The following is a 12,658-nucleotide window of genomic DNA, read 5'->3' on the forward strand; positions in this document are numbered from 1 at the left end:
GCATGATGGCCCCATGCTCTACAGCCTCCTCAAGACCGTCCATGTGCTGGCCATCCTCGTGTGGGTGGGCGGCATGGTGTTCGCCCACTTCTGCCTGCGCCCGGCCGTGGCCGAACTGCCCCCGCCCCAACGCCTCACGCTGATGAGCGCGGTGCTGGGCCGCTTCTTTCGCCTGGTGCTCGTGGCCGCGCCCCTCGCCTTCCTCAGCGGGGGCTGGATGATCGGGCGAACCGCACGCCACGTCAGCGAGGCCGGGGTTCACTTTCAGATGCCACTGGGCTGGGCCGTGATGGCCGCCCTCGGCACGGTGATGGTGCTGGTTTTCCTCCACATCCGCTTTGCGCTCTACCCCCGTCTGGCGCGGGCGGTGCAGGCCTCCGACTGGCCCGCCGGGGCCGCGGCCCTGGGCCAGGTGCGCCAGTGGGTGCTGGCCAATCTGGGCCTGTCGGCGGTGGTGCTGCTCGCGGCCTTGTGGCGCTTTTGAGCCCCGCGTTGCAGGTGGTCAGGCGCACGGAAATCGCGTGGGCGCGCAACGCGATGGCGGCTTGCCTGCTCACGGCCTTGTTGGCGCAGGCTGCCGAACTGCCCGCCACCGAGCGCCAGGCCATCCTCGAGGCCGCCCGGGGCCCGGCCAGCGTGCAGGCCGGCCAGCCGGTGCGTTTCGTGGTCACCCGCCTCAATGTCGATGCCAACTGGGCCGTGCTCGTGGGCAGCCTGGTGCAGGCCAACGGCGGCCCGCTGGACTGGCGCAAGGCCAAGGCCTGCGATCCGCAGCTCGACAAGATGCTCTGGGCCGTGCTCGCCCGTGCCGACGGGCGCTGGCGTGTGGCCCAACTCGATGTCTGTGCCACCGAGCCGCCCTACTGGATGACGCGCGAGCAGGGTGGTTTCGTCTGGCCCTGCGGGGTCTACGCGGGCCTGAGCGACGCCCAGGGCCGCAGCCTGGAGGCGGCCTGCCGGGCGCTCAACCGCTGACGGGCGGCCGTGCCGCCGCGCCATAGGCCTGTGTGAAGGCGGCCGGCATGCGCCGCACCTTGCCCTCGGCGATGTCCACGCACACATAGTGCGTGCGCCCCCGGAACACCGTGGCCCCGTCGGCTTCACGCACGAACTGGAAGGCGCGGTGCAGCGAGAGCTTGTCGGCGCCGGTGATCCAGGTCGCCAGCAACAGGGGCTCGTCCAGGCGCGTGGCCTGCAGGTAGGTGAGTTCGTGCTGGCGCACCACCATGCCGTGACCCAGGGCCTCGTACTGGGCCGGGCCCAGGCCCAGGGCCACCGAGTGCGCCCAGGCCACGTCCTCCAGCCACTTCAGGTAGACCACGTTGTTGACGTGGCCCATGAGGTCGATGTGCTCACCCTGCACGCGCAAGGACAGGGTGAAGGGGGCGGGGTGGTCCCAGGCGATGGCGGCGGTGGCAGGGCTGGACATGGCGGCGTGAGGTGGCTGGCCGCAGATGATGCCACCGCGGCCATGGCCGCCCGCCGCAAGGCCGCCGCTCAGTAGCGGTAGCTCAGGCCCAGGTTCAACTGAGGCAGCAGGCGCACCTTGCCCACGCTGTCGCGCAGCTCCTGCGTTTTGGCGTCCACGTCGGCCTGGGTGATGGTGACGCTGCCGTAGGTCTGGCCGACCAGGTTGGTGTCGGTCTTGAGCTTGGCGCGCCCGATCGATGCGCCGATGTCGCCCACGAAGCCGAAGCCGGCCTCGCGTTCCTGGTGGCCCCAGCCGATGCCGACGTAGGGCATGACCTTGGGGAAGCTCACGCGGGCATTGAGGTAGTCGCTGGCCGCCGGGGTGACCGTCTGGCCGTTGAGCGTCACGCTGGTGGCGCCGTCGAACTGCGACTTCAACACCACCGAGGCGTCGGCATAGGTCAGGCCGCCCGTCAGGCGGAAGCGCCCACCAAAGGGGAAGTAGTCGGCAAACAGGCCGGCGCGGTTGTACTTGGCCTTGCCCATGTAGCGGATGCCGGACTCGGTCCCGTCCTTGCTGAAGCTGCCGGTGCTGGAGACATCGGCGCGCAGACCCAGCGTGGCGTTGACTGTCTGGGCATAGCCCACGGTGATGCCGGGCAGGCCGATGGCGCCGTAGGACTCGCCGGCTTGAGCCGGCAGGGCGCAACCCAGGGCCAGGGCGCTCAGGGCGAGGGCGGTGAGGCCACGGGCGGGCAGGGGGCGGTGGGGCATGCAGGACTCCTTGCGGTGAGATGTGCGGGGTTATCGGCGTGCCGCGCCGGGGCTGAAGGCGCCCGGCCGGGGCGTGGGGCATCGTCAGCCCGCACTGCGCGCCAAATTGGTGCGCAAAGTGAGGGCATGGACCTGGCAGTCGACTTGCATGCGCAATGTCGGTGCCGTTTTCGCGGTTTGGCCGGGCATGCATCCTGCTTGCTAGTCACGCAAAGCAATGACGCTTTACAAGGTTTCCCCAAACCGCTCCGCTGACGAAGGTGGGTTGGAGTGGTCGCACACGCGGCCCTCGTCCAAACCGGTTGATTCGTTGGATCGCACCCCCGCCGCCCACCCCGGGCGCCACGGTGCACACGCTGCCGCAGTAGCCCTGCGCAGCACGAGGAGTGAGCATGAAAATCGTCGTTGTCGGCCACGGCATGGTGGGCCACCAATTCCTGCAGAGCCTGGCCGAATCCGGCCTGCAAGGCGCCCAGGTCACGGTGCTGTGCGAAGAGCCCCGCCCGGCTTACGACCGCGTGCACCTCTCCGAATTCTTCTCCGGCAAGACCGCCGAAGACCTGTCCCTGGTCGAGCCCGGCTTTTTCGAGCGCAGCGGCTTCAGCCTGCGCCTGGCCGCCCGCGCCGCCCACATCGACCGGGCCGCCCGCACCGTCACCACGCAGAGCGGAGAGGTTCTGCCCTACGACAAGCTGGTGCTGGCCACCGGCTCCAACCCCTTCGTGCCGCCGGTGCCGGGGCGCGACCGCAAGGACTGCTTCGTCTACCGCACCATCGAAGACCTGGAGGCGATGACCGAATGCGGCGCGCGCTCCAAAAGCGGCGTCGTGGTGGGCGGCGGCCTTCTCGGCCTGGAATGCGCCAAGGCCCTGAGGGACATGGGCCTGGACACGCACGTGGTCGAGTTCGCGCCGCGCCTGATGGCCGTGCAGGTGGACGAAGGCGGCGGCCGCGTGCTGCGCCACAAGATCGAAGACCTGGGCCTGCATGTGCACACCCAGCGCAACACGGTCGAGATCACCGATGGCGCCAAGGCCCGCCACCGCATGGTCTTCACCGATGGCAGCCACCTCGAGACCGACATGATCGTGTTCTCGGCCGGCATCCGCCCGCGTGACGAACTGGCCCGTGCCCATGCGCTGGCCGTGGGCGCCCGCGGTGGCATCGCCATCGACGACCACTGCCGCACCAGCGACCACCACATCTACGCCATCGGCGAATGCGCCGCCTGGAACGACCAGACCTTTGGCCTCGTGGCCCCGGGTTACGACATGGCCCGCGTGGCCGCGAAGCACATTGCCGGTGACGCCAGCGCCACCTTTGCCGGTGCCGACATGAGCACCAAGCTCAAGCTGATGGGGGTGGACGTGGCCAGCATCGGCGACGCCCAGGCCAAGACCCCGGGCTGCCGCAGCTTCCAGTACGTGGACGAACTCAAGCAGGTCTACAAGAAGATCGTGGTCAGCCCCGATGGCAAGACCCTGCTGGGTGCCGTGCTGGTTGGCAATGCCGATGAATACGGTACGCTGCTGCAGATGGCGCTCAACGGCATCGCCCTGCCCGAGAACCCCGAGTTCCTGATCCTGCCCAGCAGCGATGGCCAGGCCAAGCCCGGCCTGGGCGTGGACGCCTTGCCCGACACCGCCCAGATCTGCTCCTGCAACAACGTGAGCAAGGCCCAGATCTGTGCTGCAGTGGGCGAGGGCGCCTGCACCATCGGCGAACTCAAGGCCTGCACCAAGGCGGGCGCCACCTGCGGCGGCTGTGTGCCCCTGGTCACCCAGGTCATGAAGGCCGAGATGGCCAAGCGCGGCATGGCGGTCAACAACCACCTGTGCGAGCACTTCGCCTACTCGCGCCAGGAGTTGTACCACCTGATCCGCGTGGGCCAGATCAAGACCTTCGACGAGCTGCTGGCCAAACACGGCCAGGGCCTGGGCTGCGACGTCTGCAAGCCCACTGCCGCCAGCATCCTGGCCTCGGTGTGGAACGAGTTCGTGCTCAAGAAGGACCTGGCCAAGCTGCAAGACAGCAACGACTACTACCTGGGCAACATCCAGAAGGACGGCTCCTACTCGGTCGTGCCGCGCATGCCCGGTGGCGAGGTCACGCCCGATGGCCTGATCGCCGTGGGCACCATCGCCAAGAAGTACGGCCTCTACACCAAGGTCACCGGCGGCGCGCGGGTCGACATGTTCGGTGCCCGGGTCGAGCAGCTGCCCTTCATCTGGGAAGAGCTGATCGCCGCTGGCTTCGAGTCGGGCCATGCCTATGGCAAGAGCCTGCGCACCGTGAAGAGCTGCGTGGGCAGCACCTGGTGCCGCTATGGCGTGGGCGACTCGGTCGGCCTGGCCGTGGAACTGGAGAACCGCTACAAGGGCCTGCGCGCGCCGCACAAGATCAAGTTCGGTGTCTCGGGCTGCACGCGTGAATGCGCCGAGGCGCAGGGCAAGGACATCGGCGTCATCGCCACCGAGAAGGGCTGGAACCTTTATGTCTGCGGCAACGGCGGCATGAAGCCCCGCCACGCCGAGCTCTTCGCCTCCGACCTGAGCAAGGACGAGCTGATCCGCCTGATCGACCGTGTGCTGATGTTCTACGTGCGCACCGCCGACCGCCTGCAGCGCACCAGCACCTGGCGCGAGAACCTCGAAGGTGGCCTGGCCTACCTGCAGGACGTGATCCTCCAGGACAGCCTTGGCATCAACGCCGAGCTGGAGGCCCAGATGCAGCACGTGGTCGACACCTACCAGTGCGAATGGAAGACCGCCGTGACCACGCCCGCCGTGCGCCAGCGCTTCCGCAGCTTCGTCAACAGCGACAAGGCCGATGAGCACATCGTCTTCGTGGAAGAGCGCGGCCAGATCCGGCCCGCCCGCCCGGAAGAGCGCACCACCGCTTCAGACCTCGTTGCCTGAGCCCACGCCTTCCTCCTGGCCTTCCCCCTCGCCCTGCCTCACCGAACGCCTCCCGATCATGAGCACCGACACCCTGAGCTGGACCGCCGTCTGCGCGGCCGATGACATCCTTCCCGACACCGGCGTCTGCGCCCTGGTGGGCGAACGCCACGTGGCCATCTTCCGCGTTGGCAGCGATGCCTTTTTTGCCATCGACAATGTGGACCCGAAGTCCGGCGCCAGCGTCATCGCACGCGGCCTGGTGGGCAGCCTGGGCGGGCGCACCGTGGTGGCCTCGCCCTTGTACAAACAGCACCTCGACCTGCGCACCGGCGAATGCCTGGAAGACCCGGCCTGGTCGGTGAGCGCCCATGGCGTCGAGGTGCGCGCAGGCCAGGTCTGGGTTCAGCTGACATGATCATCCCCATCCATCCCGCTCCCGTCGTCCAGACGCGCTCGACCTGTCCGTATTGCGGCACGGGTTGCGGCGTGCTCATCGAGTCGGTGGGCGGGGCGGTGGTCAACGTCCAGGGCGACCCGGATCACCCGGCCAACTTCGGCCGCCTGTGCACCAAGGGCAGCACCCTGCACCTCACCGCCTCGCACAGCGTGAGCCAGCAGGCGCGCGTGCTGCACCCGCTGCACCGCAGCCAGCGTGGCGGCGCCACCCGGCCCATGGCCTGGGACGCCGCGCTCGACCTGGCCGCCGACCGCTTCGCCCAGGTGATCCGCGAACACGGCCCCGATGCGGTGGGCTTTTACGGCTCGGGCCAGCTGCTCACCGAGGACTATTACGTCTTCAACAAGCTGGTCAAGGGCCTGGTCGGCACCAACAACCTCGACACCAATTCGCGCCTGTGCATGAGCAGTGCCGTGGCCGGTTACAAGGCCACCTTGGGGCAGGACGCCCCGCCGGCCTGCTACGACGATTTCCAGCACGCCGAGACCCTCTTCATCGTCGGGGCCAACCCGGCCTGGGCACACCCCATTCTGTTTCGCCGCATCGAAGATGCGCGCCAGGCCCGCCCCAGCCAGAAGCTGGTCGTGGCCGATCCTCGCCGCACCGAAACGGCCGAGATGGCGGACCTCTACCTGCCCATCAGGCCGGGTAGCGATGTGGCACTTTTCCACGGCCTGCTGCACGTCATGCTGCAGGAGGGCCTGGTCGACCACGGTTACATCGCGCGCCACACCTCGGGCTTCGCCGCCCTGCAGGCGCTGGTGGCCGCTTTCACGCCCGAGGCGGTCGCCGCCACCTGCGGCATCCCGGTGGCCGACCTGGTGCAGGCAGCACGCTGGATGGGTGGGCACACGCCCACCCTGTCGCTCTACTGCCAGGGCCTGAACCAGAGCAGCCAGGGCACCGACAAGAACGCCGCCCTCATCAACCTGCACCTCGCCACGGGCCAGATCGGCCGGCTTGGTGCGGGCCCGTTCTCGCTCACCGGCCAGCCCAATGCCATGGGCGGGCGCGAAGTGGGGGGCATGGCCAACCTGCTGAGCGCCCACCGCGACCTGGGCAAGCCCGAGCACCGTGCCGAGGTGGCCGCCCTCTGGGGCCTGCCCTCGGTGCCGGCCGCGCCGGGCAAGACGGCGGTGGAAATGTTCGAAGCCGCGGCCCGTGGCGAGATCAAGGCGCTGTGGATCGCCTGCACCAACCCCGCACAGTCGCTGCCCGACCAGGCCACGGTGCGCCGTGCGCTGGCGCGCGCCGAGTTCGTGGTGGTGCAGGAGGCCTTTGCCACCACCGCCACCTGCGACCACGCCGACCTCATCCTGCCCGCCACCACCTGGGGCGAGAAGGACGGCACCGTGACCAACAGCGAGCGCCGCATCAGCCGTGTGCGCCCTGCCGTGCCCGCGCCCGGCGAGGCCCGCCACGACTGGGCCATCTTCACCGAACTGGGCCGCCGTCTCGAGGCCCGCCTGCCCGAGCGCGTGGCGACCTACCTGCCCGGCACCCCCACGCTCTTTCCCTACACCACGCCCGAGAGCGTGTGGAACGAGCACCGCGACAGCACCCGCGGCCAGGACCTCGACATCACCGGTCTGAGCTATGCCCTGCTCGACACCCTGGGGCCGCAGCAATGGCCCATGCCCGAAGGTGCCAGCCAGGGCCAGGCCCGCCTGTATGCCGATGGCCGCTTCCCCACCCCGGATGGCCGCGCACGCTTTGCCGCCGTGCCCCACCTGGAGCCGAAAGAAGCCGCCGACGTCGACTTCCCCTTCAGCCTGAACACCGGCCGCCTGCGCGACCAGTGGCACGGCATGAGCCGCACGGGCACGCTGGGCCGCCTCTTTGGCCACGTGAGCGAGCCCACGGTCGACCTGCATCCCTCGGACCTGCTCAAGCTGGGCGTGAGCGAGGGCGATCTGGTCAGGGTGCGCTCGCGTCGCGGTGAACTGACCCTGCCCGTGGCCGCTTCGGCCGGCCAGCAGGTGGGCCAGGCCTACATCGCCATGCACTGGGGCAGCGAGTTCCTGGGCGGGCGCAGCGCCGAGGGCGAAGCCCTGCAAGGCGTCAACGCGCTCACCCAGCCGGCGTTCTGCCCGCGCTCGAAACAGCCTGAGCTCAAGCACGCGGCCGTGGCCATCGCGCCGGCCGCCTTGCCCTGGCAGCTGCTGGCCATGGCCTGGCTGCCTGCTGCCGAGGCGCTCTCGGTGCGCCGGTCTCTGGCGAGGCTGGGGGCCGGGCTGCGCTGCTTCAGCTGCGTGCCTTTCGGGAACGAGGGTCGGCATGAAGGCCAGCCCGAGCAGGTCGGCGTGCAGCTGCGCCTGGCCCACACCGAGGCCCCTGGCGCCGCCGTGCTCGACGAGCTGACCCGGCTGCTGGGCCTGCAGGGTGATCAGCTCATGCGCCTCGATGACCCGGCGCGCCAGCACCACCGCGTGTTCCGCCTGCGCGCCGCGGAAGGCGGCCAGCGCATCGCCGCCTTCCTGATGGCCGGCGATGTGCGAGCCCAGGCCTGGGTGCGCCCCCTGCTGCAGGAGAACCAGCCCGTCGAGGCCCTTGGCAGCCTGCTGCTCTACCCCGGTGCCCAGGCCCCGGGCAAGGTGGTGGCCCGTGGCAAGCAGGTCTGCACCTGCTTCAACGTCACCGAGCCCGAGATCCAGGCCTGCCTGTCGCGGTGTGCTGGTGACGAAGCTCACCGTTTGAGCCAGTTGCAAGGGGCGCTGCGTTGCGGCACCAATTGCGGCTCCTGCGTGCCCGCGCTGCGCAAGCTGGTGCGCGACACCCCTTTTCTCTCGCCGGCCGACACCCCCGTCGCCGCCCACGACTGACCTCATCCCCGACAAGGCCCGCAGAGGCCCACCTTGACCCACCGCTGAGCCCACCATGTCCGACTTCAAGACCTTCCTCAAGTCCGGCCACGCGCCGACCTTGTTTGCCTCCTTCCTCTACTTCGACTTCACCTTCGCCATCTGGGTGCTCAACGGCGCCATGGCGCCGTTCATCAGCGAGACCTTCCAGCTCACGGCGGCCCAGAAGGGCTTCATGGTCTCGGTGCCCATCATCGCGGGCGCCCTGATGCGCTTCCCCCTGGGGCTGCTGTCGCAGTACATCGGGCGCAAGAGCGCGGCCCTGGTCGAGATGGCGCTGATCATCCTGGCCCTCGCCTACGGCTTCTTCTTCGTCAATTCGCACGACACCGTCATCGCCATGGGCGTGCTGCTGGGCATTGCCGGCGGCAGCTTCGGCATCGCGCTGTCGCTGGGCTCCGGCTGGTTCCCGCCCAAGTACAAGGGCCTGGCCATGGGCATCGCGGGGGCTGGCAACAGTGGCACCGTGCTGGCCGTGCTGTTCGCGCCGCCCCTGGCCATGAAGTACGGCTGGCAGACCGTGTACGGCCTGGCCGCCTTCACCATGCTGCTGCCCATGGCCGTGATGGCCGTCTTCGCCAAAGAGCCGCCCGACACCGAGCACCAGAGCTTCCGCGAGCACATCGCCTGCCTGTTCGAAAAGGACGGCTGGGCCTTCAGCCTGATCTACGTGATCACCTTCGGTGGCTTCATCGGCCTGGCCAACTTCCTGCCCACCTACTTTTACGACCAGTTCAAGGTCACCAAGGTCGAGGCCGGTCAGCTCACCATGCTGGCCACGCTGATGGGCTCGGCCACCCGTGTGGTGGGCGGCTGGCTGTCCGACCGCTGGGGCGGCATCAACACCCTGTCGGGCGTGCTGGTCTTCGTGGTCATCACCCTGGTGGTCTGCGGCCTCATGGGCGACAGCCTGGCGCTCACGACCCTGCTCTTCATGCTGTGCTTTGCCTCGCTGGGCGCCGGCAACGGGGCGCTCTTCCAGCTGGTGCCCCTGCGCTGGCCTTTGACCACGGCCGTGGCCGGCTCCATGATCGGTGAGCTGGGTGCCCTGGGCGGCGGCTTCATCCCCAATGCCATGGGCCAGTCCAAGCAGCACTTCGGCACCTACTTCTACGGCTTCCTGGCGTTTGCCGCGGTGGGCGTGGGCGTGCTGCTCATGATGCGCGTGATGCAGATCCGCTGGACCCGCACCTGGGCCGAAAAGGGCGGCCGCGCCCGCACCACCGGCAGCACGGCGGCCACCTTCCGCCAGACCGCCTCCACCGGGCGCTGAGCCCTTCGCCACGCCCCCAGCCGACACGCCATGAGCCCGTCCCCTGCGTCTGTGCCCCCATCCGCCGCACCTGCCGCCACGCCGGCCTCGTCCCGCCAGAAACTGGTCGTGGTGGGCAATGGCATGGCCGGGGTGCGCACCGTCGAAGAGCTGCTCAAGGTGGCGCCCGATCGCTACGACATCACCGTCTTCGGCGCCGAGCCCCACCCCAACTACAACCGCATCATGCTGTCCCCGGTGCTGGCCGGCGAGCAGACCTTCGATGACATCGTGCTCAACCCGCTGGACTGGTATGCCGCCCACGGCATCACCCTGCACACGGGGCGGGCGGTCACCGAGGTCGACCGTGCGCGCCGCCTGGTCCGCACGGCCGATGGCACCGAAGCCCCTTACGACCGCCTGCTGCTGGCCACCGGTTCGCAGCCCTTCGTGCCGCCGGTGCCCGGGCACGACCTGCCCGGCGTCGTCAGCTACCGCGACATCGCCGACACCCAGGCCATGATCGATGCCGCCGCCACCCACCCGCATGCCGTGGTGATCGGCGGTGGGCTGCTGGGACTGGAGGCGGCCAACGGCCTGGCCATGCGGGGCATGCGGGTCACCGTGGTCCACATCGGCGCGTGGCTGTTGGAGCGCCAGCTGGACCGCGAAGCCGCCACGCTGCTGCAGGCCTGCCTGGCCGAGCGGGGCCTGTCCTTTGCGCTGGGTGCCCACACCGCTGCCTGCCTGGCGGGCGAAGGCGGGCGCGTGCGCGCCGTCTTGCTGAAGGACGGCCGCGAGCTGCCCGCCGACCTGGTCGTGATGGCCGCCGGCGTGCGCCCCGACGTGCGCCTGGCCACGGCCATCGGCCTGCAGTGCAACCGGGGTGTGCTCGTCACCGACACCCTGCAGACCCTCACCGACCCACGCATCTACGCCGTGGGCGAATGTGCCAACCACCGGGGCACGGCCTATGGCCTGGTCGCGCCGCTCTACGAGCAGGCCATCGTCTGCGCCAACCACCTGGCGGGCCTGGGCATCGGGCGCTACCTGGGCAGCCAGGTCAGCACCAAGCTCAAGGTCACCGGCATCGACCTCTTCTCGGCCGGCGACTTCATGGGCGCCGAAGGCACCGAGTCCCTCGTGCTGCGCGACCCCGCCCGCGGCGTCTACAAGAAGCTGGTGCTGCGCGGCGACGTGCTGGTCGGTGCCTGCCTGTTTGGCGACATCGCCGATGGCAGCGGGTACTTCGAGCTGATCCGGCGCGGCGAGGCGCTGGCCGGTCGGCGCACCAGCCTGCTGTTCGGGCTGGACGTGGCCGCGGCCTGAGGCCGGGCCGCGCTGGCCTCAGCGTTTGGGCAGGAAGGCCAGCCAGTACACCAGCAGGGCGTTGAACAGCAGGGACACGCCCAGGGCGATCTGCCAGATTGCGGCCGGGTTGCGCTCCAGCAGCGAGGAGGCCCGGGCGGGCGTGAGGGGCCGCGAGGCGCCTCGTTCCAGCGCCAGCTGCAGTTCTTCGGCGGTCTCGAAGCGGGCCTTGGGCTCGCGGGCCACGGCCTTGAGCACGATGTGGTCCAGCCAGATCGGCACATCGGGCCGCAGGCGCGACGGTGCCACCGGGTCGCGCCGGAAGCGGCTGAGCTGGTAGGGCTCGATCTCGCCATACGGCAGGCGCCCGGTCAGCCACACGTACAGCGTCACGCCCAGCGCATAGAGGTCGGACTGCGGCGTGGCGCGGTTCTGGCTCGCGTCGTCCGACCACTGTTCCGGGTTCATGTAGCTGGGCGTGCCGGCGTGCAGCACCCGCAGCGATTCGGGCTCCTTGCCCGACAAGGCCACGCCCAGGTCCAGGATGCGCCACTGCCCGTCGCGCCCGCGGTGCACGTTGTCGGGCTTGATGTCTCGGTGGACGACGCCATGCTGGTGCAGCCGTCCCAGGGTGTGGGCCAGGCTGCTGCCGGCGGACACCACCTCGGCCACCGAGAAGGGCTGCTGGCGGTCGAGCATGTGGGCCAGGGACTCGCCCTCCAGCCAGTCTGACAGGGTGTAGAAGGCCGTGGGGTTCACCGGCTCGGTCACGTGCAGCAGGCCTTCGGCCTGGCGCTCCGACACGCGCGCGGCCAGCCAGGCCTCGTGGGCCAGCATCTCGCGCTCCTGGGCGTCGCTGGCCCGCGATTCGTGCAGGGTCTTGAGGGCGTGCAGGCGGCCGGTCTCGCCATCGCGCACGCGGTAGACGCGGTGGACGCCGTTGTTGAACACCGCTTCTTCGACGGTGAACTGGTCCAGCACATCGCCCGCCTTCAAGCGGGGCGGCACCGGCAGCTGGCGTCCGCGGCGGCTCATGTCGGCCAGGCTGACCAGGTCCAGTCCCTGCACCCGCAGCACCACGGCGGTGGCGTTGTCGCGCCCCCCGGCAGCCAGGGCGCGGGCCACCAGGGCGGCGCTGGCCTCCTGGGCCGAGCCGGTGGTGGCCAGTTCGTGCAGCACCGCGGGCTTGAGGTGGCCGTGCACCCCGTCGCTGGTCAGCACCAGGGTGTCGCCGATCTGCAGGTCGCCTTCCAGGTAATCCACGCGCAGGGCGTCGTCCAGACCGATGGCCCGCGTCAGGCCGTTCTGGAACTCGGTGCGCCCCATCACGTGGTCCTGCGTCAGCTGGGTGCACTCGCCCGCGCGGATCAGCCAGGCGCGGCTGTCGCCCACATGGGCCAGTGTGAAGCCGTGGGCGCGCAGCACCAGGGCGGTCAGGGTGCACGTGCCCGACTGGGCTGCACGGCCTTCCGCGTTGAGGCGCCGGCGGTTGTGGTCGACCAGCCAGGCGTTGTGCGCCGCGATCACGCGCTCCAGGGCCACGGTCGGGTCCCAGGTGGCGGGGGTGGCATACCAGTCCCGCACCAGCGTCATCACGGTGGTCTGCGCGGCCTCCAGGCCCAGTCCGCCGTTGGAGACGCCATCGGCCAGCGCGGCCACCACGCCCCAGGCCGCCTCGCTGGCGTCCGGCTGGCGG

The 12,658-nt window shown here is 69.8% G+C and carries 9 protein-coding genes and 1 pseudogene; 7 read left to right on the plus strand and 3 right to left on the minus strand.

What is annotated here, in order from left to right:
• Positions 1-13: 13 nt before the first annotated feature.
• A complete protein-coding gene (locus QZ994_RS06245; protein WP_290869757.1) occupies positions 14-484 on the plus strand; it encodes a CopD family protein in 471 nt (156 codons plus the stop codon).
• Entirely contained in the window at positions 481-975 is a 495-nt protein-coding gene (locus QZ994_RS06250; protein WP_290869760.1) for a hypothetical protein, read from the plus strand. The genes QZ994_RS06245 and QZ994_RS06250 overlap by 4 nt, the downstream gene beginning before the upstream one ends.
• Here QZ994_RS06250 and QZ994_RS06255 read toward each other — a convergent pair.
• Both QZ994_RS06255 and QZ994_RS06260 read right to left on the minus strand, forming a co-directional pair.
• Positions 965-1,429: a thioesterase family protein gene (locus tag QZ994_RS06255; RefSeq protein ID WP_290869763.1), complete on the minus strand. Its 465-nt coding sequence runs from the start codon at positions 1,427-1,429 to the stop codon at positions 965-967. The two genes, QZ994_RS06250 and QZ994_RS06255, sit on opposite strands and share 11 nt — an antisense overlap.
• A 68-nt stretch (positions 1,430-1,497) precedes the next feature.
• Positions 1,498-2,184 (minus strand): hypothetical protein, encoded by a 687-nt coding sequence (locus QZ994_RS06260; RefSeq protein ID WP_290869766.1) that lies wholly within the window; start codon positions 2,182-2,184, stop codon positions 1,498-1,500.
• A 392-nt stretch (positions 2,185-2,576) separates the two neighbouring features.
• Here QZ994_RS06260 and nirB point away from each other — a divergent pair, with 392 nt between their 5' ends.
• The 5 genes and pseudogenes from nirB to QZ994_RS06285 all read left to right on the plus strand — a co-directional run.
• Entirely contained in the window at positions 2,577-5,102 is a 2,526-nt protein-coding gene (nirB, locus tag QZ994_RS06265) for a nitrite reductase large subunit NirB (RefSeq protein ID WP_290869769.1), read from the plus strand.
• Between the two features lie 58 nt (positions 5,103-5,160).
• On the plus strand, positions 5,161-5,499 hold the full coding sequence (gene nirD, locus QZ994_RS06270) for a nitrite reductase small subunit NirD (RefSeq protein WP_290869772.1): 339 nt from the start codon (positions 5,161-5,163) through the stop codon (positions 5,497-5,499).
• Positions 5,496-8,363: a nitrate reductase gene (locus QZ994_RS06275; protein ID WP_290869774.1), complete on the plus strand. Its 2,868-nt coding sequence runs from the start codon at positions 5,496-5,498 to the stop codon at positions 8,361-8,363. The genes nirD and QZ994_RS06275 overlap by 4 nt, the downstream gene beginning before the upstream one ends.
• Positions 8,364-8,418: 55 nt before the next feature.
• Positions 8,419-9,675, plus strand: a complete 1,257-nt coding sequence (locus QZ994_RS06280) for a nitrate/nitrite transporter (RefSeq protein WP_290869777.1) — start codon at positions 8,419-8,421, stop codon at positions 9,673-9,675.
• 111 nt (positions 9,676-9,786) lie between these two features.
• A pseudogene (locus tag QZ994_RS06285) lies at positions 9,787-10,962 on the plus strand (NAD(P)/FAD-dependent oxidoreductase); the annotation flags it as partial.
• A 39-nt stretch (positions 10,963-11,001) separates the two neighbouring features.
• On the opposite strand, the gene QZ994_RS06290 reads toward QZ994_RS06285, so the two are convergent.
• Positions 11,002-12,658, minus strand: a 1,657-nt coding sequence (locus QZ994_RS06290; protein ID WP_290869780.1) for a bifunctional protein-serine/threonine kinase/phosphatase, incomplete at its 5' end; no start/stop codon positions are given.

It is taken from the genome of Aquabacterium sp., from assembly GCF_021768455.1.
Lineage (GTDB): Bacteria > Pseudomonadota > Gammaproteobacteria > Burkholderiales > Burkholderiaceae_C > Aquabacterium.

What these genes read in the sequence shown, in the direction of transcription:
- nirD (WP_290869772.1), top strand. Translation starts at nt 5,161, where the DNA reads ATGAGCACCGACACCCTGAGCTGGACCGCCGTCTGCGCGGCCGATGAC.
- QZ994_RS06280 (WP_290869777.1), top strand. Translation starts at nt 8,419, where the DNA reads ATGTCCGACTTCAAGACCTTCCTCAAGTCCGGCCACGCGCCGACCTTG.
- QZ994_RS06275 (WP_290869774.1), top strand. Translation starts at nt 5,496, where the DNA reads ATGATCATCCCCATCCATCCCGCTCCCGTCGTCCAGACGCGCTCGACC.
- QZ994_RS06255 (WP_290869763.1), bottom strand. Translation starts at nt 1,429, where the DNA reads ATGTCCAGCCCTGCCACCGCCGCCATCGCCTGGGACCACCCCGCCCCC.
- QZ994_RS06260 (WP_290869766.1), bottom strand. Translation starts at nt 2,184, where the DNA reads ATGCCCCACCGCCCCCTGCCCGCCCGTGGCCTCACCGCCCTCGCCCTG.
- QZ994_RS06245 (WP_290869757.1), top strand. Translation starts at nt 14, where the DNA reads ATGCTCTACAGCCTCCTCAAGACCGTCCATGTGCTGGCCATCCTCGTG.
- nirB (WP_290869769.1), top strand. Translation starts at nt 2,577, where the DNA reads ATGAAAATCGTCGTTGTCGGCCACGGCATGGTGGGCCACCAATTCCTG.